The sequence below is a fragment of the Paraburkholderia panacisoli genome (assembly GCF_008369935.1).
Taxonomy (GTDB): domain Bacteria; phylum Pseudomonadota; class Gammaproteobacteria; order Burkholderiales; family Burkholderiaceae; genus Paraburkholderia; species Paraburkholderia panacisoli.
The window spans coordinates 1-21,469 of the sequence record NZ_VTUZ01000012.1 but is presented as its reverse complement, the minus strand read 5'-3'; the positions used below and the strand labels follow the sequence as shown (position 1 = coordinate 21,469).

Here is a 21,469-nt window from a genome sequence, read left to right as displayed (position 1 = left end):
ACCCTGTGCTGCTTCTCGAATGTAGCGGCGACGACCGGCACAGTAACGGTACAATCGACTCGATACTGTTCTGTACAGTTGGAGCCCGCCATGTCCGTCCCGCTCGCCCAGATTCCCGCCCCGCACGACACGTCCGCGCTGACGCTCGTCGAACAACTCGTGCAGTGGGCGCGCCGCCGTATCGAGGAACGCGTGTTCCGCCCCGGCATGCGCATGCCGTCGATCCGCAAGCTCGCGCTCGACAAGCGGGTGTCGCGTTTCACGGTGGTCGAAGCGTACGAGCGGCTGGTGGCGCAAGGCTATCTGGAGTCGCGGCGCGGCTCCGGGTTCTATGTGCGCGAGCGGCTGGGCGGCGCGACGGTGATGGAGATTCGCCCGCACGCGGAAGGGGCGCCTGCGCCGACCAAGATCGACGTCGTATGGCTGCTGCGCAACATGCTGTACACCGGCGCGCGCCCCGAGCGCAGCCCGGGCCTGGGCTATCTGCCGGCGCGCTGGCTCGACGGCGACCTGATCACCAACGCGCTGCGCACGCTCGGCCGGCAAAGCGGTGCGCAGATGCTCGGCATCGGCACGCCGCAGGGTTTTCTGCCGCTGCGCCAGCAATTGCAGACGCGGCTCGAGGAACTGGAGATCGGTGCGTCGCCGGATCAGATCGTGATGGTGTCCGGCGTCACGCAGGCAATCGACCTGATCTCGCGCATCTACGTGAAGCCGGGCGACGCGGTGATCGTCGGCGATCCGGCCTGGTTTCAGATGTTCGGGTGTTTCGCGTCGCAAGGCGCGCGGCTGGTCGGCGTGCCGTACACGCCGGACGGCCCCGACCTCGACGCACTCGAATCGCTGGTGCAGACGTGGCGGCCGAAAATGCTGGTAATCAACTCAGTGTTGCAAAACCCGACCGGCACGTCGCTGACGGCGGCCCAGGCGTTCCGCATCCTGCGCCTCGCGGAAGCGTATGACTTCATCGTCGTCGAAGACGATATCTACGGCGACCTGTGCCCGCCGAGCAATCCGGGCACGCGGCTCGCCAGCCTCGATCAGTTAAAGCGCGTGATCTACCTCGGCAGTTTTTCGAAGACGCTTGCGCCGAATCTGCGCGTGGGTTTCATCGCGTGCGCGCCGGACGTGGCGACGGCGGTCAGCAACCAGAAGATGCTGGTCGGCATGACGAGCCCGGAGCTGAACGAGCGCGTGCTGTACAAGATTCTGACGGAAGGCCACTATCGGCGGCACGTCGAGCGGCTGCGCGCGCGCCTCGACGGGGTGCGCGAAAAGTCCGCGCGGATGCTGGAAAAGACCGGCATGAAGCTGTTTCTGACGCCCTCGGCCGGCATGTTTCTGTGGGCCGACACCGGCGTCGACGCCGGTGCGCTGGCGGCCGCGGGTCACGAAGCCGGCTTCCTGCTGACGCCCGGCAGTCTGTTTTCGCCGCAGCAGTCGCCGACCACGTGGATGCGCTTCAATATCGCCAACTGCGGCGATCCTGAACTGGCAGCGTTTCTGTGCCGCTATCTCGACGGCGTCGCGCGGCGCGCCTCTTGAAACCGCGCCGGTTCGCCCCCAGTTACGCGGACGATCCGGCGCTGCATTGGCCGGCGGCCGCTAGCTGGCCGACCGGCAACCCGTCGGTCCCGGCGGCCCGGCGCGGCTGTCCGGCGCGCAAGGGCGCGCCGAACGCCGCCGTTGCCGGAGCGCCAGACCCAGCCTGAACCCCATTCGCAACAGAGAGGAAGTCCGACCATGGCACAAGAAACCATGAGCTTTCAGGCAGAAGTGAAGCAGCTTCTGCAACTGATGATCCATTCGCTGTACAGCAACAAGGAAATCTTTCTGCGCGAGCTGATCTCGAACGCATCCGACGCAGCCGACAAGCTGCGCTTTGAAGCGATCGAAAACAGCGCGCTGTACGAGAACGATCCGAACCTGCGGATTCGCGTGTCGTACGACAAGGCCGCGCGCACCATCACGCTCGACGACAACGGCATCGGCATGAGCCGCGACGAAACGATCGCGCACCTCGGCACGATCGCCCGCTCGGGCACCAAGGAGTTCTTCGGCAAGCTCTCCGGCGACCAGCAGAAAGACGCAGCGCTGATCGGCCAGTTCGGCGTGGGCTTCTATTCGGGTTTCATCGTCGCCGACAAGATCACGGTCGAAACGCGCCGCGCCGGCTTGCCGGCTTCGGAAGGCGTGCGCTGGGTCAGCGCGGGCGAGGGCGATTTCGCGGTGGAGCAGATTGAGCGCGCCGCGCGCGGCACCACCATCACGCTGCATCTGCGTGCGGATGAGGACGACCTGCTGTCGTCGCATCGTCTGAAGTCGATCATCCACAAGTACTCGGACCACGTCGCGCTGCCGATCCTGATGCAGAAGGAAGAGTGGGACGCGGAAAAGAGCGAGATGGTCACGAAGGACGAGGACGAGACCGTCAACCAGGCGAGCGCGCTATGGAGCCGCGCGAAGAACGACATCAGCGAAGAGCAGTACAAGCAGTTCTATCAGCACATCTCGCACGATCATCAGGACCCGCTCACGTGGACCCACAACCGTGTGGAAGGCCGTAGCGAGTACACGCAACTGCTGTACGTGCCGAGCCACGCGCCGTTCGACCTGTGGAACCGCGAGCAGCGCGGCGGCCTGAAGCTGTACGTGAAGCGCGTCTTCATCATGGACGACGCCGAGCAACTGCTGCCGGCGTATCTGCGTTTCGTGAAGGGCGTGGTCGATTCGAGCGATCTGCCGCTGAACGTGTCGCGCGAAATCCTGCAGGAAAGCCGCGACGTGAAGGCGATCCGCGAGGGCGTGACCAAGCGCGCGCTGTCGATGCTCGAAGAGTTGGCCAACTCGGAGAACGACGCCGACAAGGAAAAGTACGCCGGCTTCTGGAAGGAGTTCGGCCAGGTGTTGAAGGAAGGCATCGGCGAAGATTTCGCCAATCGCGAGCGCGTCGCGAAGCTGGTGCGATTTGCGTCCACGCATACGGAAACGCCCGAGCAGACCATGTCGCTGGCCGACTACGTCGCGCGCATGAAGCCCGAGCAAACCAGGATCTACTACGTCACCGCCGACACCTGGCAGGCCGCGACCCACAGCCCGCATCTCGAAGTGTTCCGCAAGAAGGGCGTGGAAGTGCTGCTGCTGACCGATCGCGTCGATGAGTGGATCCTGTCATTCCTCAACGAATTCGACGGCAAGCCGCTCCAAAGCGTGGCGCGCGGCGACCTCGATCTGGGCGCGCTGAACGACGAGGAAAAACAGGCGCAGGAAAAGGTCGGCGAAGAGTTCAAGCCACTCGTCGAGAAGATGAAGGAAGCGCTGAAGGACAAGGCGAAGGACGTGCGTCTGACATTCCGTCTGACCGACTCGCCGTCGTGCCTCGTCGCCGACGATGGCGAAATGAGCGGCTATCTGCAGCGTATGCTGAAGGCTGCCGGCCAGCAGGCGCCGTCGTTCCACCCGATTCTCGAAGTGAATCCGGAGCACGCGCTGGTCAAGGGCTTGCACGCGGACAGCGCGAACTTCGATGACTGGTGCCATCTGTTGTTCGATCAGGCCTTGCTCGCCGAAGGCGGCGCGCTGGAAGATCCGGCGAGCTTCGTGAAGCGGACCAATGCGCTGCTGCTGGCGCGTGCAGGTTGAGCGCGCGGTGAGCATGACGTCGGCATGAGCCGGCAGCGTCGCGCGGACGCTTGTGGTTGAAAAATGCGCTGCTTCGGCAGCGCATTTTTTTTGCCTGTCGCGGCGGCGCCGATCACGCTGCCGGTTCCGCGCCGGTTCCGACGTGTCAGGTCAAGGCGTTCAGCCGCGATTCATCAAGCAGCGGAACCCGGCTCCTGCAAGCGACGTACTTGCGTGAGCACGCAGCCAGCCAGTTCTTTCGTCTCGTAACTGGCCGTATGGTCGCCGAGCAGCCTGGCCGCGAGACTGCCGATGGCCCGGCTGGTCTGCTTCGCCGTGTGGTGCTGCGCCAGCGCCGAGCCTGCCAGTTCTTTTTCCTGATGCGTGGCCTCGGTGCGTTGCAAAACGAGCGTCGCAAGGCGGGCGATACGATCAGAAGTTTCTTTGAGATTTTCAGTGTTCAAGTTGGACTCCGAAGTGTTTTCTGTCGAATAGATCGACTGCCGTGGTTTAAGCTTGCGTCGGTCTGAATTTATTATGGTTAACTAAATAAGTTAGATCAACGACTATAAATTGAGATGAAGCGGTGTGATCTAAAAACGCGAGCCGGCTGACGCCGGCGACGCATGCGGCGGAATGTTGAACCGGTGCGCGTTGATGCGCGCGGGTAGCGCGGCGGTGGATGGCGTGATTCGAAGAGGGCGCGCGTCTGGCGCGCTCGGGCTTGTGCCGTGCAGACGCAAGCCGAAGTCGCCCGAATGCTCCGGAGTGCGCCGATGCTTACTTTTTGCCCATTAGCGTATCAATCGATTCACCGCGCACGATGATCTCCGTGCGCCGGTTCAATGCGCGTCCTTCGGGCGTATCGTTGCTGGCCACCGGGTTGTTGAACGCGTTGCCCTTCGTGCGAATGCGATCCTGCGCTACGCCGCGTGCGACCAGTGCGTAACCCACTGAAGTCGCGCGCGCTTCGGACAATTGCTGGTTGTATTCGAGGGTGCCGACGTTGTCGGTATAACCCTCGACGACGATCGGTTGCTTGCTGCGCTTGAGCAGAATCGCCGAACGGTCGACCACCGCCCCCGAATCGGCGCGCACTTCGGACTTGTTGAAGTCGAACAGCGCAGTTTCCGGCAGCTTGACCGCGACGCCGTCCGCGACTGACGCCACGTCGATGCCGACCGCCTTGTTCAGCGCGACTTCCGCATCGCGATTGAGCGGTGCAGCGCAGCCCGCCACCAGCAACACCGAGAACGCGCACGACATTGCGCGCAGGACTTTTTTCATTTTCTTCTCCCTTGTTGATTGTGCAATTGGACGGCGCGGCCTGCGAATGCGGACGAACCGCCGGCTTGTCTAAAGCACGAAGGTTTTATCGCGCGTCGCTGGGCGGGGGAAATCAGACGTTTCCGAAAACGAGCAAGCTGGTTGCGGCGCATCGGTATCCGTGGCGAGGTGATTGGCATTGGCATTGGCGCTGCTGTTGCCGTTGTCGCTCGACCGCCGCGCAGCGAAGCATGTGCGCGCGGAAAACCCCGCCTGGCCGCGCCGTTATAATCCGACACCATGCCTATCCGTTTCGATGCCGCCGACGCCCACTGGCGCGTCGCGCCCTTGCCCGGCTTTAGCGCCGCCCAGAAAGACTGGTTGACCCGTGGTGGTTCGCTGACTGCGCATCTGCGCGCGCTCGGTGCGGTCGCGGTGCGCGTCACGCGCGAATGCGTCGCGCTGCCGTGGCCCGACGAATGCGCCGCGCTCGGCCTCGCGCCGCGCGCGCCGGTGTGGGTGCGGGAAGTGGTGTTGTCGGTGGACGGTGTGCCGTTTGTCGCGGCGCATAGCGTGACGCCGCGCGCGGCAAGCGTCGGCGTGTGGCAGGCCACGCGGCGCTTGCGCACGCGGCCGCTCGCCGAACTGCTGTATAGCGACAGCAGCGTCGCGCGTTCGTCGCTGGTGAGCCGCAGGGTGGGCGCGCGTCATCCTTTGTACCGGCTGGCTGCGCGTGAAGTCGACGGTGTGCCGCCGCATGCACTGGTCGCGCGCCGCTCGGTGTTCGAGCGTCATGGCGCACCGTTGATGGTGACTGAGTGCATGTTGCCGGCGCTGTGGGCGCATCTGGCGTCTGCGTCGGGGGCGGGCGATGCGAGCGAGGGCGGCGCCGCTGCGCAAGCGCATACACCGCACGCCGCGCCGCCGCGCGTGCGCGAACACGGACGTGCGCTGGAGCACACCGCGTCGCGCGCCCATCCTGCGCCGCGCGCGTCGGGTGAGCGGAGCCGCTGATGCTGCGCGGCTTTCCCCCAGTCGTCGCCGCGGATACGCATACGCTGATTCTGGGTAGCTTTCCCGGCGAGGCATCGCTCGCCGCGACCCAGTATTATGCGCATCCGCGCAACCAGTTCTGGCGCCTGCTCGGCGCGGTGTTCGACGAGCCTGCGCTCCACGAGTTGCCGTACGAAGAGCGCTTGACGCGCGTGCTCGCTCATCGCATCGGCATTTGGGACGTGCTCGACGCCTGCCATCGCCAGGGAAGCCTCGATTCGGCGATTCGCAACGCTCAACCGAACGACTTCGCGTCGTTGCACGCGCATGCGCCGCTACTCCGTAAAGTCTGCTTCAACGGCAAGACGGCGGGCCGCTTCGCGCCGGTGATCGGCGCGGCGGGCTACGCCACCCTCGTATTGCCTTCGTCGAGTCCGGCGAATGCTATGCTCTCGTTCGACCAAAAATTGCGCCTCTGGCGCGACATCCTCACATGACGAAATTGATCAAGCGCGCTTCGGCCGAGGCGCGTGCCTTCCGTAACCGGGACGCTGAAAGCACCGGCGGCAAACAGAAAATCGCGCGGAAGACCACGCGCAACAACAAGCGCGCCGCGCACGACGAAGACCTGCACGACGCGCCGCAAATCGAAGCGCCGCGCAAGCCGCGTTTCGCGCCGGTGACGTTCTCGGAAGAGGGCGGAGTGCGCTTCCTGCACTTCGGCACGGAATGGGTGCAAGGCGCGATGCGTCTGCGCAAGCCGGATCAAATCGAACTCGAATACGCGCAGCAGATGATGGCCTGGCTGCTGTTCATCGAAACCCCGAAGCGCATCGTTCAACTCGGTCTGGGCGCGGCGTCGCTGACCAAGTTCGCGCACCGCTTCCTGAAGCGCGCGAAGGTCGAGGCGGTCGAAGTGAACCCGGCGGTCGTGGTGGCCGCGCGCACGATGTTCGACCTGCCGCACGACGATGCGCGCCTGACCGTGCACGAAACTGATGCATGGGACTTCGTCAACGACAGCGCCAACCACGGCACGATCGGTGCGTTGCAGATCGACGTCTACGACGCGACCGCGCGCGGTCCGGTGCTCGACAGCGTCGGCTTCTATCGCGCGGCGCGCGCGTGTCTGACCGGCGCGGGCATGGTGACGGTGAATCTGTTCGGCGATCATCCGAGCTTCGTGCGCAACATGAAGCGTCTGAACGAAGCATTCGACGGCCGCGTGATCGCGCTGCCGGAAGTGCACGACGGCAACCGCATCGCGATTGCGTTTTCGGGCCCGGCGCTCGACGTGCCGTTCACCGCGCTGCAGGCACGCGCGAAGCTGATCGAAGCGGAACTTGGCTTGCCGGCGCGCAAGTGGATCAAGGGGCTGCAGGAATCGACCGGTCAGAAGGGCGCGTCGTTCTCGATCTGAGCGTCGTTGCGGCTGGGCCGGCATGCATGCCGGTTCGCGGCCGCGGGCGATGCGTCACGGGTCGTCCGGCGTGCGCCGGGCAGCCCGAGTGTCTCGGCCACGCCACGCACACCAACCACGAAAGTGCGGCAGGCCCCCTCAGCGTCTGCTGTTCCAGGCGCCCCGTCGTGGTGCCAACCCGACTCAAACCGCAGCAGCGCATCCGCCGTTGCAACCACGCCCACGAGCATTCAGCGCTGCCAATCATCGGCTTTGCCCGGACCGACGCTCGACTCTAATCAATCCGGTTGCGCATAACGCGCGTCGCCGACGCAGGCAGTGCAAGCCCCGCGCGCGCCGGCCCAGCATGCATCGTTCCCGCCTCTTCCGCCGTCAAAGCGTCGTTTCGCCTCGGGTCGTCCCTGCTTGACCGCGAGTTCGCGGCTCCTATACTCTTTCGGAGCTTTCGGGGTGCCCGTAGCCACCCGCCGCGGGAACCACCTCCCGTCGACCACGGGCCCAACAATTCAAAAATAGGAAAGAGGAGACGTCATGGCTCACGACGCCGACGTGAACAAGGCCAGCAAGCACTGGCTCTGGTTGCTGCTGTTGCCCTGGATCGCGATGATCTGGGTGCCGTCGTACAACAGGATCGAACCGCAGCTGTTCGACTTCCCGTTCTTCTACTGGTACCAGCTTCTGTGGGTGCTGATCAGCGCGGTCATCACGGCGCTCGTGTACTTCAAGACCAAATCGCGCTATACGGGCCGTTCGCAAGGGGGCGCGCAATAATGAACGCCACTGCGACTTTCGTCTTCGTTCTGTTTTTCATCGGCGTCACGATTCTCGGCTTCGTCGCGGCCCATTGGCGGCGCGGCGACCTCGCCCATCTGGAAGAGTGGGGTCTCGGCGGCCGGCGCTTCGGCACCATCGTCACGTGGTTCCTGCTGGGCGGCGACCTGTACACCGCGTACACCTTCATCGCCGTGCCGGCGCTGGTGTTCGGTGCAGGCGCAACCGGTTTCTTCGCGCTGCCGTACACGATCCTGATCTATCCGTTCGCGTTCGTCGTGTTCCCCAAACTGTGGAGCATCGCCAAGCGTCACGGCTACGTGACGTCGGCGGACTTCGTGTCGGCCCGCTATGGCAGCCGCATGCTCGCACTGGCGATCGCCGTGACCGGCATCGTCGCGACCATGCCGTACATCGCGCTGCAACTGGTCGGCATCGAAGTGGTGATCGGCGCGCTCGGCTTCGACACCACGGGCTTCGTCGGCGATCTGCCGCTGATCATCGCGTTCGCGATTCTGGCCGCGTACACCTACACGTCGGGCCTGCGCGCGCCGGCGATGATCGCGGTGGTCAAGGACATCCTGATCTACGTGACGATCTTCGCCGCGATCATCGTGATTCCGCCGCAACTGGGCGGCTTCGGCCATATCTTCGGCGTGGTGCCGCCGGCCAAGCTGCTGCTGAAGTCGCCTGACGTGTCGAGCCTGAACGGCTACAGCGCCTACGCGACGCTCGCGGTCGGCTCGGCGCTCGCGCTGTTCCTGTATCCGCATTCGATCACCGCGGTGCTGTCGTCGAAGTCGGGCAACACGATCCGCCGCAACATGGCGCTGCTGCCGGCCTATTCGCTGGTGCTCGGCCTGCTCGCGCTGCTCGGCTTCATGGCGCTCGCGGCCGGCGTGAAGGACATGCCGGAATTCGTGCCGTACTTCAAGGCATTCGGGCCGAACTTCGCGGTGCCGGCGCTGTTCCTGCACTTTTTCCCGTCGTGGTTCGTCGGCGTGGCGTTCGCGGCGATCGGTATCGGCGCGCTGGTGCCGGCGGCGATCATGTCGATCGCGGCAGCGAACCTGTACACGCGCAACGTGCACAAGGAGTTCGTCAACCGCAACATGACGCACGAGCAGGAGACCAACGTCGCGAAGCTGGTCTCGCTGATCGTCAAGGTTGGCGCGGTCGCGTTCATTCTCGGTCTGCCGCTCACGTATGCGATCCAGTTGCAGTTGCTCGGCGGCATCTGGATCATCCAGACGCTGCCGGCCATCGTGCTGGGTCTGTACACGCGGATGCTCGACTATCGCGGCCTGCTGGCGGGTTGGGCGGTCGGTATCGCCACCGGCACGTGGATGGCGATTTCGCTGAAGCTGGCCAGCTCGATCTTCACGATCCACCTGTTCGGCATCGCGATTCCGGGCTATGCGGCGGTGTGGTCGCTGATCGTGAACCTGGTGGTGGCGGTAGTGGTGAGCGTGCTGGTGCGCGTGTTCGGCATGCAGCGCGCCGAAGACCGCACCCGCCCGGAAGATTATCTGGATGTGGTCGAAGGCTGATCGCCCGGCTTCGCGCCGTCCGGTTTCATCCGGTTCGGCGCGTTGAACGACGCAGCGCCCGCAGACGAAAGTTTGCGGGCGTTTGTCTTTGGCGGGCATTCAGGGCAGGATAGCGGAACCGTCCTTCAACGCTTCCTTCGTGGGTCCTTCATGGGGTCTTCCTGGGGCCTTTATGAGGCCGACAAGCCGCCATGGCTTCTGCCGATTCCCGTACCGTGATTCCACGCCGCTCAGCGCTCAGTCGGATGGTGCGTGCGGTGACCTCGCCTTACTATCGCTATCGCCACGCAAGGGCGTTGCACAGCGTGCGTGTCGGCCTCGCGATGCTGTTCTCGATTCTCGCAACCACCGGTATCGACATTCCGCACGGCATCTGGTCGTCGGTGACGCTGCTGGTGGTGATCGGCGGTTTGCAGCATCACGGCAATATCCGCAAGAAGGCGGCCGAGCGCGCGGCGGGGACGCTGCTCGGGGCGTCGATCGGGCTGTTGCTGATCTTGCAGCAGAACCTGATCGGCTCGCTGCCGCTCACCTATGTGCTGATGGCGATCGTTGCGTCGATCTGCGCGTGGTTCGCGCTTGGCTCGTCCGGCTATGTCGGGCTGCTGACGGCGATCACAATGTGCATCGTCGCGGGTCATGGCGACAACCTGATCGATGTCGGACTCTGGCGCACGCTGAACGTACTGATCGGCATCGTGATCGCGCTGGCGTTTTCGTTCGCGTTGCCGTTGCACGCGACATATTCGTGGCGTTACGGGCTCGCCGCCAATCTGCGCGAATGCGCGTCGGTCTACGCGCGCCTGCTGGATGGCGAGACCATCAGCGAAGAGGAGCAGGTCAGGCGCTTTCTGGAAATCAACAAGCGGCTGGTGCAATTGCGCTCGCTGATGCCGTCGGTGGCGAAGGAAATCGGCGTGCCGCAGGCGAAGCTGGAAGAGATCCAGCGGCTGCATCGCTCGGTGCTCAGCGCGCTCGAGTTGCTCGCGACCGGTCCGCTGATGCAGGCGGATGCCGGAGCCCGCACCGCGTACGCGCGGCAATGCGGCGTGGAAGTGCGTTCAGTGCGGGCGATTCTGCTCGCGATCGCGCGTGCACTGCGCTTCGGGCACGCGACGCGCTTCGGCATCCCGGCGGCGTCGCCGCTCGTGCAGACGTGCGGCGATGCGGCGCCGGGGCTGCCGCCCGATTTGCAAGGGCCATACTGGCTCGGGCAGCGGCTCGCGGAGCAGGTGGAGCGGTTGCGCGCGCTGTTGCTGGAGACCGAGTCGAACTGGAATATCGAGCGGCATGGGAGGGGGTTGCGGAAGGGGTAGGTTGGGGCGCGTGGGGGGCGACGTTTTTGATCGCAGCCCGCGCGCCGCAGCGCTTCGGTCCGCCGTCGCCGACATTCGCCGGTGCGGCGACCGCCGTCCTCGCTATGGCCGGCCGGGCGTTCCCGTTCCGGCTACTTCACGGACACTTTGCCGAAGTGCTGCTTCAAGCCTCCGGCGGCAGCGTCACCATCCACATCAGACCGAAGCGATCCACCACCATCCCGAATCCCTTGCTCCAGAAGGTCGCCTGGAACGGCAGCGTCACCTGGCCGCCGTCGGCAAGCGCGTTGAAGTATTTCTCGGCGGACGCGCTGTCGTCGGCCGTCAGCGACAGGCTGAAGCCGTTCATCGGACTGGCGGTAGGATCGCAATTGCCGTCGGAGGCCATCCAGTCGGTCGAACCCATCCGCACATTGGCATGCATGATTTTCTCTTCGAGACCGGGGCGTGGCCGGTTTTCCGAATCCGGCGGCGCTTCCTTGTAGCGCATCTTGAACGTCACTTCGGCGCCGAGCTTCTCGCAGTAATACTCGAGCGCCTCCTCGCAACGGCCGTTGAAAAACACGTAGGGCTGAACGTACATGATCGTCTCCGGGAATAAAGTCGGCGGCACCGTCATGTCCCCGGCTAACAGCGGTGGGGAAGGTGCACGAAGTCGATTGTAGTCGCCTGTTGCGGCGTCGATTGTGACGTTATTGCGTAGGAGACGACAGCGGTTCGGGCGGCTGCGCATGTGGTCGGAATTGGGCTCCGAAGTGTGGGACGAAGCGTACCCATAAACGCCAAGCGGCCCTGAACCGTGAGGTCCAAGGCCGCTTGCCTGACCGGCCGCGTGAATCAAGCGGCGCCAGAAGCCATGCTTAACGCAGCGCTTCGATCAGCTTTTCCAGCTTGATGGCGTCCGCAGCAAACGCGCGGATGCCTTCGGCGAGCTTTTCGGTCGCCATTGCTTCGTCGTTGACGAGGAAACGGAACGACGCTTCGTCGACCGGCACGCGCTCGATGTTCGCGCCATCGGCCAGCTCCGGCGAGAGCTTGCGCTCGACCTTGTCGGTGCTGTCCTGCAGCTTCTGCAGCAGATCCGGGCTGATGGTCAGGAGGTCGCAGCCGGCCAGTTCCAGAATCTGACCGGGCGTGCGGAAGCTCGCGCCCATCACCTCGGTCTTGTAGCCGAACTTCTTGTAGTACGTATAAATGCGGCGCACCGATTTGACGCCCGGATCGTTGGCGCCGCCGTCTTTCGCTTCGTCCCACGCGCTGCCGGCGTTCTTCTTGTACCAGTCGTAGATGCGGCCGACGAACGGCGAGATCAGTTGCGCGCCCGCTTCGGCGCAGGCCGCGGCCTGCGCGAGCGAGAACAGCAGCGTCATGTTGCAGTGGATGCCTTCCTTCTGCAGCACTTCGGCCGCGCGCACGCCCTCCCAAGTGGAGGCCAGCTTGATCAGCACGCGTTCGCGGCCGATGCCGTGCTCCTTGTACAGCGCGATCAGCTCGCGGCCCTTGGCGATCGACGCTTCGACATTGAACGACAGGCGCGCGTCGACTTCGGTCGATACGCGGCCCGGGATGATTTTGAGGATTTCGGTGCCGAAGGCGATCAGCAACTGGTCGATGATCGCGCCGACCGGCTTGGACGCATGCGCTTTCACGGTCTTTTCGAGCAGCGGCCGGTAGTCGTCTTTCTGCACCGCTTTCAGAATCAGCGACGGATTGGTGGTCGCGTCCCGCGGCTTGTACTGGGCAAGCTGCTGGAAGTCGCCGGTATCGGCGACGACGGTGGTGTATTGCTTGAGTTGATCGAGTGCGGTTGTCATGTTCGGGCCTTCAGGGCGCGTGCGCGCCGTGGTTCAGGAGAAATGAGGTCGCCGCCGGACTGACGGGACGAAATCAGCGCCGGCGGCCGCGGGTCACGCTGCAGCGCCGCCCGCGATGTGGCCGGACAACGCTGCCGGATGCTTCTATTCTATGGCGGATCGCCTGATCCGGTAATGACAGTTGGCCCCGCCGATCCTTTCACGGGGATTTCGGGCGGTGACGACGCGCGGTGCGGATCGCCGCGGGCGGGCCGGCCGGGCCGTCCGCACGAGGCCGGTCGCGTTGCCGCGTCGACCGCCCGCCATCAGCCCATCACGCGCGCCGCGCGTTCAGCACCAGTTGCGTCAGCACGCCCGCCATCAGCCCCCAGAATGCCGAGCCGATGGACAGCAGCGTCAGGCCGGAGGCCGTCACCATGAAGGTCACCAGCGCCGCCTCGCGCTGCTTCACGTCCTGCATCGCGTTGGCGAGGCCGCTCATGATCGAGGCGAACAGCGCCAGCGCCGCGACGGAGACCACCAGCGCCTTCGGCAGGGCCGCGAACAAGGCCGCGATGGTCGCGCCGAAAACGCCCGCCAGCAGATAGAAAATGCCGCCCCAGACCGCAGCGGTGTAGCGCCTGTCGCGGTTTTCGTGCGCTTCGGGGCCGGTGCAGATGGCCGCCGTGATCGCCGCAAGATTGATGCCGTGCGAGCCGAACGGCGCGAGCAGCAGCGACGCGATGCCGGTCGTCGAAATCAGCGGCGCGGACGGCGTGGTGTAACCGTCCGCGCGCAACACGGCGATGCCCGGGACGTTCTGCGACGCCATCGCGACGACGAACAGCGGAATTCCGATGCTCACGCTGGCTGCCACCGAGAACGCCGGCATCGTGAACACCGGCTGCGCGAGCGCGACGCGAAAGTGGCTGAAATCAAGCAGCCCGAGCCCGGCAGCGGCGGCCGTGCCGACGATCAGCGTCGTCACGATCGCGTAGCGCGGCGCGAGCCGTTTGACGATCAGATAGGTGAAGAACATCGTCAGCACGAGCGCGGGCTGGAACTGCGCGGCGCGGAAAATCTCGATGCCGATCTCGAACAGGATGCCCGCCAGCAAGGCCGACGCGATACCGGCCGGGATCTTCTTCATCAGCGTGTCGAACCACCCGGTCAGACCGACCACGGTCAACAGCGCCGCGCAGACGATAAACGCGCCGATCGCCTCCGCATAAGCCACGTGCGGCAGCGACGACACCAGCAGCGCCGCGCCGGGCGTCGACCACGCGATCACGATCGGCGCGCGAAAGCGCAGCGACAGACCGATCGTGCATACGGCCATGCCGATCGACAGCGCCCAGATCCACGACGAAATCTGCGCGCTGCTCAGATGCGCGGCCTGGCCCGCCTGGAACATCAGCACGAGCGAACTGGTGTAGCCCGTCATCATCGCGACGAAGCCGGCGACGATGGTGGACAGCGACGTGTCGGCGATCGGATTGAGGCGCCTGGGTGGCATGGCGGCCGGGGACAACTCGGGCGATGAAGAAGGACTCATGCAGATGCTTTCTTATAGTTGAGGGTAGTGCTCGACAGCGGCGTCACGGCAATCCGGCGACGGTACGACAGTGTCATTTGCTCAGCATGCGCATCGCGGTCTCCAGCCCGGCGAGCGTGAGCGGATACATGCGGTGTCCGAGCACTTCGCGGATCGCGCTGACCGATTGCCGGTACGCCCACAAACCTTCCGGTTCGGGATTGAGCCATGCGTGATGCGGGAAGTGATCCGCGAGACGGCGCAGCCACACCGCGCCGGCTTCGGCGTTGTTGTATTCGACCGAGCCGCCCGGCTGCAGCACTTCGTAGGGGCTCATGGTCGCGTCGCCGACGAAGATCAGCTTGTAGTCGGACGCGAATTTGTGCAGCACGTCCCACGTCGGCATGCGCTCGGCGTGACGGCGGCGATTGTTCTTCCACAGGAAGTCGTATACGCAGTTGTGGAAGTAATAAAACTCGAGATGTTTGAACTCGGCCTTCGCGGCGGAGAACAGCTCTTCGGTGCGTTTGATATGGTCGTCCATCGAGCCGCCCACGTCGAGCAGCATCAGCACTTTCACCTTGTTGTGCCGCTCGGGCACCATCTTCAGGTCGAGCCAGCCAGCGTTCGCGGCGGTGCTGCGGATCGTGTCGGGCAGATCCAGTTCTTCGGCGGCGCCTTCGCGCGCAAAGCGGCGCAGGCGGCGCAGCGCGACCTTGATGTTGCGCGTGCCGATTTCCACCTGGTCGTCGTAGTCGCGATATGCGCGCGCTTCCCAGACCTTCACGGCCGTGCGGTTGCCCGCGGCATCGCCGCCGATGCGCACGCCTTCCGGGTTGTAGCCGCCATTGCCGAACGGCGACGTGCCGCCCGTGCCGATCCATTTGCTACCGCCTTCGTGGCGCCCCTTCTGTTCGTCGAACAGTTCCTTGAGGCGCTCCATCAGCTTGTCGAGGCCGCCCATCGCTTCGATCTGCGCTTTTTCTTCCGGCGACAGGTCGCGCTGCAGCTTCTTCTTCAGCCAGTCGAGCGGGACGTCGAAGGCCAGCTCCGAGGCTACCGCGACGCCGTTGAAATACGCGCCGAACGCCTTGTCGAACTTGTCGAAATACTGTTCGTCCTTGACCAGCGTGATGCGCGCGAGATAGTAGAACTCGTCGAGCGACGGCGCGATCACATTGGCCTTGAGCGCTTCGAGCAGCGTCAGGTATTCCTTCACCGACACCGGCAGTTTGGCGGCGCGCAGCGAGTAGAAGAAGTCGATCAGCATGCTGTGTCCTATCCAGGAGACTTGCTGCAGCGGCGAATGGTCGGTGCGGCGTGCGAGGCCGCGGGGGAGCCGAGCTGTGACTCGGGCTGCGACTCGACCGCCGCTCAGCAGTCGCTCAACGGTTGTTGCGGTTCATGAAGATCAGCCGCTCGAACAGGCTCACGTCCTGCTCGTTCTTCAGCAGCGCGCCGTGCAGCGGCGGAATGATCTGCTTCTGATCCGACGAGCGCAGCGCATCGGGCGGAATGTCTTCGGCGAGCAGCAGCTTGAGCCAGTCGAGCAGCTCCGAGGTGGACGGCTTCTTCTTCAACCCCGCGACGTTGCGCAGTTCGAAGAAGCTCTGCATCGCCGCGGCGAGCAGTTCCTTCTTGATGCCGGGGTAGTGCACCTCGACGATCTGCTGCATCGTGACCGGGTCGGGAAACTTGATGTAGTGGAAAAAGCAGCGGCGCAGGAACGCGTCGGGCAGCTCCTTCTCGTTATTCGACGTGATGATCACGAGCGGGCGTTGTTTGGCGCGCACCAGCTCGTGGGTCTCATACACGTAGAACTCCATGCGGTCGAGTTCGCGCAGCAGGTCGTTCGGGAATTCGATGTCGGCCTTGTCGATCTCGTCGATCAGCAGCACGGTTTGCTGGTCCGACTCGAAGGCCTGCCACAGCACGCCCTTGACGATGTAGTTGCGGATTTCCTTGACGCGCTCGTCGCCGAGCTGCGAATCGCGCAGCCGCGAGACGGCGTCGTATTCGTACAGACCCTGCTGGGCCTTGGTGGTGGACTTGATATGCCACTGCAGGAGCGGCATGTCGAGCGCCGCGGCGACCTCTTCGGCGAGCATGGTCTTGCCCGTGCCCGGTTCGCCCTTGATCAGCAAGGGACGCTTGAGCGTCATCGCGGCGTTGACCGCGAGTTTGAGGTCGTCGGTGGCGACGTACTGCGATGAGCCTTCGAAACGCATGGCGAGGTGCTCGTGTTCGGGAAAAAACCCAGTATAAGTCAGAAGGCCTGTTGGCCTGAAACCGGCTGGCGTATGGTGTGAGCCGCGATGTCGCCCGGGTTGACGCACGGCGAGCGCGTGTGTCGCATTGGGTTGCAGGTGGTGCGCACGAGCGGGTGGTGTGCCCGTCGGGTGTTCGCATGGTGCGCCCGGCGCTTGCTCGCGCCGTGCTTGCCGCGTCGTGTCGGAGCCGGAGTCGGGCTTTGCGGCCCGGGCGCCCGGGCCTCGGCCAGGCCTTGCGCGGCGGCCGTGCAGCAGTAGAGCGGCGCGGGCCGTGGCTTTGCAGTCGGCGGGTTGGCCCCCGGCCCCGCGCTGTGGACGTTCGGCGCGGCGTCGCGGTACAATTAGCCCGATTTTTTTGGCCTGCGTGGCTACCCTATAAGAAGAACGGCGCGGGCCGTTGCCTTTTTGGGCGCCCGTTCCCCTCAAGCCAGGTTACCTGCTATGAATAAATTCGTCGGCAAACATGTCGTGATCGCAGCGCTGTCGGTGCTCGCGGGCTTTGCGGCCAGCGCGCAGGCAGCGGATGTCGTCGGCAACGCCAAGGCGGGCCAGGACAAGGTCGCGATGTGTATTGGCTGCCACGGCATCCCTGAGTACCGCACGGCTTACCCCGAGGTCTATCGCGTGCCGATGCTTGGCGGCCAGAATCAGACGTACCTGGAAAATGCCCTGCGCGGCTACAAGAAGGGCGACCGCCATTTCGATACGATGCATGCCATCGCCGTCTCGCTGTCGGACCAGGACATCGCCGACATCGCTGCCTACTACGCGGCGCAAAATTCCTCTTCGAAAAGCAATCCCGACAAGTGATCGGCGTCGGTCACCCGGCTATCAATATTCGCGGGATAGGAGAATTCATGATTAAGCCCCAACAGACACTCCACACGGTGTTCAAGGCTGCATGCGCGTCGGCGGCAGTGATCGGTCTGGTCGCAGCGAATGTCGCGCACGCCGCCGACGCCGGCAACGGCAAGGTGCTGGCCGACAGCCACAACTGCGCGGCCTGTCACGGCGTGAACCTGAACAAGCCGGTGGTCCCGGAGTATCCGAAGCTCGCCGGTCAGCACGCCGACTACATCTACTGGGCGCTGCGCCAGTACCAGATGGGCGTCGGCAACCCGCACCTCGGCCGCAACAACCCGATCATGCAGGCGCAGGTGCAGAGCCTGTCACAAAGTGATATGAAAGACATCGCGGCTTATGTCGAATCGCTGAGCGGCGACCTGGTGCAGAAGAAGTAAACACGCCGCACCCGGATTGAATTGAATGACACCCTGCCTCGGCGGGGTGTTTTGTTTTGGGCGGGCCGCTTTGGGTTCAGCCGATTAGGGGTAATCCGCTATGGGCGACGCGCTTGCGGGCGGGCCGCGGCCCAACCCTCAATCGCGCGTGGCGCGCCGCTCGATCCGCTGCAAATACGCATCTGTGTCCGGCGGCGTGCCGGTGCGCTGCGCTTCCCAGATGGTTTCGCCGAGGCAGTCCATGATCGCGTGCTGCGCTTCGTGCGTCGAGCCGAGTCGGGCGGCAAGTCGCTCGTGTGCTGCGCGAATGCCGGGCGGCTGGTCGATCGACAACTGTTCGCTGATCGCCAGATGCATCGACAGATGCAGGAACGGATTAGTCTGCCCGCGCTCGGGCGAGTAGTCCTGTGCCTTGGCGGCGTCGGTATCGCTCAGGTCGGCATGATATTCGGGATGCTCGACGATCCAGTCGGCGGCGATCGCCTCTAGCGGCGTGAGAATCTCGCCTTGACGCTGCTTGCGCCAGGTGTCGGTGAAAAAAAGACGGACTTCGTCGCGGCTGGGATTGAACATCGTGGAACCGGTGCGTTGGAAAGGGACGTGCGAGGCAAGCGCGCAGGCCAGCATTTTACGCCGGGGCCGCGCGGCCTGCTGGCGGCCCGCGCGCTCAGAGATCCGGCGGCGGCGTCTTCGGCCGGAATTCGCACAGCGGTTCGATTACGCAATGCCAGCACTCGGGCCGGCGCGCCTTGCAGACATAGCGGCCGTGCAGAATCAGCCAGTGGTGCGCATCCTGCCTGAACTCGGGCGGTGTGAATTTCTCCAGCGCCGCTTCGACCGCGCGAACGTCCTTGCCGGGCGCGAGCCCGGTTCGATTGGCAACCCGAAAGATGTGCGTGTCCACCGCGATGGTCGGATGACCGAACGCCGTGTTCAGGATCACGTTGGCCGTCTTGCGGCCGACCCCCGGCAGGCTTTCGAGCGCTTCACGGTCCTCGGGCACGTCTCCGCCGTACTGGTCGAGCAGAATGCGGCAGGTCGCGATGACGTTCTTCGCCTTGGTCCGGTAAAGGCCGATCGTCTTGATGTAGCCGGCCACACCTTCTTCGCCGAGATCGAACACCTGCTGCGGCGTGTTTGCGACCGGGAACATCTTGCGCATTGCCTTGTTGACCGACACGTCCGTGGCTTGCGCGGACAACAGCACGGCGATCAGCAGTTCGAACGGTGTCGTGTACTCGAGCTCGGTCGTCGGATGCGGATTCAGACTCTGGAGCGTTTCGTAGATGGCGCGGCGTTTGTTCGCGTTCATGCGGAGCGTGCGGTTGCGTGCGGTTGCGCTTAGCGAGGTGTGGACGAACTGTCGTTGTCGTCGCCGGTCAGTCCGAGACGGCGGCGGCGTGCTTCGGCGGCGTCGATCTGCGCCTGCACGTCGGCGCTGACACGCTCGGTGTTCAACGGGCCCTCGCCTTTGGCGGCCAACTCTTCTTTCTTCTTGCGAGCGCGTTCGAGCGCGGCCTGGATAATCGCGCGCTTCTTCGCTTCGGCATCTTCGGTAGCCGGCGCGGCATCCGTTTGCGCCGCTTGGCTCGCCGCAGCGACAGTGCCACCAACCGATCGCCGCGCCGCGGCGCGCGCTTCGGCCGCTTCGCGTTCACGCGCGAGGCGCGCTTCGCGCCGGTCATGGCGCGCGCGCGCGGCGTCGGCCTGGCTCTGGCTCCATGCGTCCCAGCCGGTTGCGTCGCCCGTGACCGGCGGCATCGAAATGCAGTCGACCGGACAGGGCGGCACGCACAAATCGCAGCCGGTGCAGAGTTCGGCGATCACGGTGTGCATCTGTTTCGGTGCGCCAACTATTGCATCGACCGGACACGCTTGCATGCACAACGTGCAGCCGATGCAAATCTGTTCGTCGATAACCGCCAAAGGACGCGGCCGTTCGACGCCGTTGGCGGAATTCAGCGGAATGACCGGTTTGCCGAGCAGCGCGGCGAGCCGTGCGATACCTTCGGCACCACCCGGCGGGCATTGGTTGTAATTGGCTTCGCCGTTCGCGACGGCTTCGGCATAAGGACGGCATGCGGGGTAACCGCATTTGGTGCATTGCGTTTGGGGCAGCAGATCTTCGATGCGATCTGCCAGTATTTTGATGTCTGTCACGGTCACGACGGGGGGCTTGCCTTGCGGCCGCACAGCTTGAACTAAATGCCACATTATCGCCGATTTCCCCAATTGCCATCCGCAATCCATGTGCCATAATCGAAGCGCTTTTTCGAAGGACCGCAGAAAAGGGTGTCCCCCAACCATGGCGCGCCCGTTCAGCGCTGTCGGTGCAAGGCCCGAGGAGAGGCCGGCGGCGCGATCCGGATAACGCGGCTCACGAAGACGATGCCACCATGAATCAGCCGAAAATCAAAAGAGATCCTGAAGGCACGAGGCGCCGCATTCTGCTTGCGGCGGCGGAAGAGTTTGCAAATGGTGGGCTATTCGGCGCACGTGTCGATCAGATTGCCCGCCGCGCGGAAACCAATGAACGCATGCTCTACTACTACTTCGGTAGCAAGGAGCAGCTATTCACTGCGGTACTCGAGCACGCATTCAGCGCGCTCAACGAAGCGGAACGCACGCTCGAACTGAATGGCATCGCGCCGGTCGAGGCCGTTACGCGTCTCGCGCATTTTGTTTGGGATTACTACCGCGATCATCCCGAACTGCTGCGTCTGATCAACAACGAGAACCTGCATGAAGCACGCTACATGCAGAAGTCGACGCGTATCCGCGAAATGATCTCGCCGATCGTCGCCACGCTCGGCGGGATTCTCGAACGCGGACAGCGCGCGGGGCTGTTTCGCACCAACATCGATCCGTTGCGCTTTTACGTGACGCTCTCGGGAATGGGGTACTACATCGTGTCGAACCGTTTCACGCTCGAAGCGACGCTCGGCCGCGATTTCAGCAGCGCCGGCGAACGCAGTGAACTGATTCAGATGAACACCGAACTGCTGCTCGCGTATCTGTTGCGCAAGTAGGCGGGCGGCGTGGGCGCGTTGCAAACTGGCGCCGTTCACCAACACGCATGCAGAGCACGCATCAAAACCAGACCTGATCCGCAAACGACAACGGCCTCCAGAGAGGCCGTTGTGGTCATGCGCGCGCGGTGATCAGATCAGGCTTCAGCCTTTTCCTTCACCACCTTCGGCGCCTTGTTGTGCTCGAGGATGAAGTCGCGCAACTGCGGATAGATGATGGTGCGCCAGCGCCGTCCCGAGAAGATGCCATAGTGGCCGCATTTTTCCGCGGTGAAGTGGCGCTTGTTGTCCTCCGGAATGCCGATGCACAACTCGTGCGCCGCAAAGGTCTGACCGTCGCCGGAGATATCGTCCAGTTCGCCTTCAATCGTGAACAGCGCGGTGTGCGTGATGTCCTGCGGCTTCACCCGCTCGCCGGCGACGTCCCACGTGCCTTCGGCGAGACGGAACTCCTGGAACACCACGCGGATCGTGTCGAGGTAATACTCCGCGTCCATGTCGAGCACCGCGTTGTACTCGTCGTAGAAGCTGCGATGCGCTTCCGCATCTTCTTCGTCGCCGCGCAGCAGGCTCTGGTAGAAGTCCCAGTGCGAGGCCGCATGACGTTCCGGATTCATCGCGACAAAACCGGTGTGCTGCAAAAAGCCCGGGTACACCTTGCGGCC

General features: G+C 64.1%; 21 protein-coding genes and 1 pseudogene. 11 read left to right on the top strand and 11 right to left on the bottom strand.

What is annotated here, in order from left to right; genetic code table 11:
- Positions 1-90 precede the first annotated feature (90 nt).
- Both FVF58_RS19130 and htpG read left to right on the top strand, forming a co-directional pair.
- Positions 91-1,545 (top strand): aminotransferase-like domain-containing protein, encoded by a 1,455-nt coding sequence (locus FVF58_RS19130; protein ID WP_149671447.1) that lies wholly within the window; start codon positions 91-93, stop codon positions 1,543-1,545.
- Between the two features lie 198 nt (positions 1,546-1,743).
- Positions 1,744-3,642: a molecular chaperone HtpG gene (htpG, locus tag FVF58_RS19125; RefSeq protein WP_149671446.1), complete on the top strand. Its 1,899-nt coding sequence runs from the start codon at positions 1,744-1,746 to the stop codon at positions 3,640-3,642.
- A gap of 173 nt (positions 3,643-3,815) precedes the next feature.
- On the opposite strand, the gene FVF58_RS19120 is transcribed toward htpG, so the two are convergent.
- Positions 3,816-4,085, bottom strand: coding sequence for a hypothetical protein (locus FVF58_RS19120; RefSeq protein ID WP_149671445.1), 270 nt, complete (start codon positions 4,083-4,085; stop codon positions 3,816-3,818).
- A gap of 316 nt (positions 4,086-4,401) precedes the next feature.
- Entirely contained in the window at positions 4,402-4,908 is a 507-nt protein-coding gene (locus FVF58_RS19115) for an OmpA family protein (protein WP_149671444.1), read from the bottom strand.
- A gap of 279 nt (positions 4,909-5,187) precedes the next feature.
- On the opposite strand from FVF58_RS19115, the gene FVF58_RS19110 reads away from it, so the two are divergent.
- The 6 genes from FVF58_RS19110 to FVF58_RS19085 all read left to right on the top strand — a co-directional run bounded on the left by FVF58_RS19110 (position 5,188) and on the right by FVF58_RS19085 (position 10,937).
- Positions 5,188-5,901, top strand: coding sequence for a chorismate--pyruvate lyase family protein (locus FVF58_RS19110; RefSeq protein WP_149671443.1), 714 nt, complete (start codon positions 5,188-5,190; stop codon positions 5,899-5,901).
- Positions 5,901-6,377 (top strand): DNA-deoxyinosine glycosylase, encoded by a 477-nt coding sequence (locus FVF58_RS19105; protein WP_149671442.1) that lies wholly within the window; start codon positions 5,901-5,903, stop codon positions 6,375-6,377. The genes FVF58_RS19110 and FVF58_RS19105 overlap by 1 nt, the downstream gene beginning before the upstream one ends.
- Complete coding sequence (locus FVF58_RS19100) at positions 6,374-7,300, top strand: class I SAM-dependent methyltransferase (RefSeq protein ID WP_149671441.1); 927 nt, start codon at positions 6,374-6,376, stop codon at positions 7,298-7,300. Before FVF58_RS19105 ends, FVF58_RS19100 begins: the two co-directional genes overlap by 4 nt.
- A 531-nt stretch (positions 7,301-7,831) precedes the next feature.
- The gene (locus FVF58_RS19095; RefSeq protein ID WP_149671440.1) at positions 7,832-8,071 is read left to right on the top strand and encodes a DUF3311 domain-containing protein; all 240 of its coding nucleotides are present in this window, start codon (positions 7,832-7,834) and stop codon (positions 8,069-8,071) included.
- Positions 8,071-9,621, top strand: a complete 1,551-nt coding sequence (gene mctP, locus FVF58_RS19090) for a monocarboxylate uptake permease MctP (RefSeq protein WP_149671439.1) — start codon at positions 8,071-8,073, stop codon at positions 9,619-9,621. The genes FVF58_RS19095 and mctP overlap by 1 nt, the downstream gene beginning before the upstream one ends.
- A gap of 191 nt (positions 9,622-9,812) precedes the next feature.
- Positions 9,813-10,937, top strand: coding sequence for an FUSC family protein (locus FVF58_RS19085; RefSeq protein ID WP_188130860.1), 1,125 nt, complete (start codon positions 9,813-9,815; stop codon positions 10,935-10,937).
- 163 nt (positions 10,938-11,100) lie between these two features.
- Here the strand turns inward: FVF58_RS19085 and FVF58_RS19080 are convergent, their stop codons facing one another.
- The 5 genes from FVF58_RS19080 to FVF58_RS19060 all read right to left on the bottom strand — a co-directional run bounded on the left by FVF58_RS19080 (position 11,101) and on the right by FVF58_RS19060 (position 16,492).
- Positions 11,101-11,520 (bottom strand): VOC family protein, encoded by a 420-nt coding sequence (locus FVF58_RS19080; RefSeq protein WP_149671438.1) that lies wholly within the window; start codon positions 11,518-11,520, stop codon positions 11,101-11,103.
- A 277-nt stretch (positions 11,521-11,797) separates the two neighbouring features.
- Entirely contained in the window at positions 11,798-12,751 is a 954-nt protein-coding gene (gene tal, locus FVF58_RS19075) for a transaldolase (protein ID WP_149671437.1), read from the bottom strand.
- Positions 12,752-13,064: 313 nt separating this feature from the next.
- The gene (locus FVF58_RS19070; protein ID WP_149671436.1) at positions 13,065-14,285 is read right to left on the bottom strand and encodes a benzoate/H(+) symporter BenE family transporter; all 1,221 of its coding nucleotides are present in this window, start codon (positions 14,283-14,285) and stop codon (positions 13,065-13,067) included.
- Between the two features lie 73 nt (positions 14,286-14,358).
- Positions 14,359-15,534: a vWA domain-containing protein gene (locus FVF58_RS19065; RefSeq protein WP_149671435.1), complete on the bottom strand. Its 1,176-nt coding sequence runs from the start codon at positions 15,532-15,534 to the stop codon at positions 14,359-14,361.
- Between the two features lie 115 nt (positions 15,535-15,649).
- Positions 15,650-16,492, bottom strand: coding sequence for an AAA family ATPase (locus tag FVF58_RS19060; protein WP_149671434.1), 843 nt, complete (start codon positions 16,490-16,492; stop codon positions 15,650-15,652).
- 483 nt (positions 16,493-16,975) lie between these two features.
- Here FVF58_RS19060 and FVF58_RS19055 point away from each other — a divergent pair, with 483 nt between their 5' ends.
- Together FVF58_RS19055 and FVF58_RS19050 are read left to right on the top strand one after the other, a co-directional pair.
- Positions 16,976-17,344, top strand: a complete 369-nt coding sequence (locus FVF58_RS19055) for a c-type cytochrome (protein WP_149671433.1) — start codon at positions 16,976-16,978, stop codon at positions 17,342-17,344.
- Between the two features lie 47 nt (positions 17,345-17,391).
- A complete protein-coding gene (locus FVF58_RS19050; RefSeq protein WP_149671432.1) occupies positions 17,392-17,775 on the top strand; it encodes a c-type cytochrome in 384 nt (127 codons plus the stop codon).
- 138 nt (positions 17,776-17,913) lie between these two features.
- On the opposite strand, the gene FVF58_RS19045 is transcribed toward FVF58_RS19050, so the two are convergent.
- The 3 genes from FVF58_RS19045 to rsxB all read right to left on the bottom strand — a co-directional run bounded on the left by FVF58_RS19045 (position 17,914) and on the right by rsxB (position 19,935).
- Entirely contained in the window at positions 17,914-18,348 is a 435-nt protein-coding gene (locus tag FVF58_RS19045) for a DUF1841 family protein (RefSeq protein ID WP_149671431.1), read from the bottom strand.
- 94 nt (positions 18,349-18,442) lie between these two features.
- Positions 18,443-19,087 carry an endonuclease III gene (gene nth / locus FVF58_RS19040; protein WP_149671430.1) on the bottom strand — a complete coding sequence of 215 codons (645 nt, stop codon included), beginning with the start codon at positions 19,085-19,087 and terminating at the stop codon, positions 18,443-18,445.
- A 29-nt stretch (positions 19,088-19,116) separates the two neighbouring features.
- Positions 19,117-19,935 (bottom strand): electron transport complex subunit RsxB, encoded by an 819-nt coding sequence (gene rsxB / locus FVF58_RS19035; protein WP_188130870.1) that lies wholly within the window; start codon positions 19,933-19,935, stop codon positions 19,117-19,119.
- A 236-nt stretch (positions 19,936-20,171) separates the two neighbouring features.
- On the opposite strand from rsxB, the gene FVF58_RS19030 reads away from it, so the two are divergent.
- Positions 20,172-20,804: a TetR/AcrR family transcriptional regulator gene (locus FVF58_RS19030; protein WP_149671428.1), complete on the top strand. Its 633-nt coding sequence runs from the start codon at positions 20,172-20,174 to the stop codon at positions 20,802-20,804.
- A gap of 137 nt (positions 20,805-20,941) precedes the next feature.
- On the opposite strand, the pseudogene FVF58_RS19025 reads toward FVF58_RS19030, so the two are convergent.
- Positions 20,942-21,469 (bottom strand): annotated as a pseudogene (locus FVF58_RS19025) (polyhydroxyalkanoate depolymerase); the annotation flags it as partial.

Coding starts and splice junctions, on each gene's coding strand:
- FVF58_RS19130 (WP_149671447.1), top strand. CDS start 91: ATGTCCGTCCCGCTCGCCCAGATTCCCGCCCCGCACGACACGTCCGCG.
- htpG (WP_149671446.1), top strand. CDS start 1,744: ATGGCACAAGAAACCATGAGCTTTCAGGCAGAAGTGAAGCAGCTTCTG.
- FVF58_RS19115 (WP_149671444.1), bottom strand. CDS start 4,908: ATGAAAAAAGTCCTGCGCGCAATGTCGTGCGCGTTCTCGGTGTTGCTG.
- FVF58_RS19110 (WP_149671443.1), top strand. CDS start 5,188: ATGCCTATCCGTTTCGATGCCGCCGACGCCCACTGGCGCGTCGCGCCC.
- FVF58_RS19105 (WP_149671442.1), top strand. CDS start 5,901: ATGCTGCGCGGCTTTCCCCCAGTCGTCGCCGCGGATACGCATACGCTG.
- FVF58_RS19100 (WP_149671441.1), top strand. CDS start 6,374: ATGACGAAATTGATCAAGCGCGCTTCGGCCGAGGCGCGTGCCTTCCGT.
- FVF58_RS19095 (WP_149671440.1), top strand. CDS start 7,832: ATGGCTCACGACGCCGACGTGAACAAGGCCAGCAAGCACTGGCTCTGG.
- mctP (WP_149671439.1), top strand. CDS start 8,071: ATGAACGCCACTGCGACTTTCGTCTTCGTTCTGTTTTTCATCGGCGTC.
- FVF58_RS19085 (WP_188130860.1), top strand. CDS start 9,813: ATGGCTTCTGCCGATTCCCGTACCGTGATTCCACGCCGCTCAGCGCTC.
- FVF58_RS19080 (WP_149671438.1), bottom strand. CDS start 11,520: ATGTACGTTCAGCCCTACGTGTTTTTCAACGGCCGTTGCGAGGAGGCG.
- tal (WP_149671437.1), bottom strand. CDS start 12,751: ATGACAACCGCACTCGATCAACTCAAGCAATACACCACCGTCGTCGCC.
- FVF58_RS19070 (WP_149671436.1), bottom strand. CDS start 14,285: ATGAGTCCTTCTTCATCGCCCGAGTTGTCCCCGGCCGCCATGCCACCC.
- FVF58_RS19065 (WP_149671435.1), bottom strand. CDS start 15,534: ATGCTGATCGACTTCTTCTACTCGCTGCGCGCCGCCAAACTGCCGGTG.
- FVF58_RS19060 (WP_149671434.1), bottom strand. CDS start 16,492: ATGCGTTTCGAAGGCTCATCGCAGTACGTCGCCACCGACGACCTCAAA.
- FVF58_RS19055 (WP_149671433.1), top strand. CDS start 16,976: ATGAATAAATTCGTCGGCAAACATGTCGTGATCGCAGCGCTGTCGGTG.
- FVF58_RS19050 (WP_149671432.1), top strand. CDS start 17,392: ATGATTAAGCCCCAACAGACACTCCACACGGTGTTCAAGGCTGCATGC.
- FVF58_RS19045 (WP_149671431.1), bottom strand. CDS start 18,348: ATGTTCAATCCCAGCCGCGACGAAGTCCGTCTTTTTTTCACCGACACC.
- nth (WP_149671430.1), bottom strand. CDS start 19,087: ATGAACGCGAACAAACGCCGCGCCATCTACGAAACGCTCCAGAGTCTG.
- FVF58_RS19030 (WP_149671428.1), top strand. CDS start 20,172: ATGAATCAGCCGAAAATCAAAAGAGATCCTGAAGGCACGAGGCGCCGC.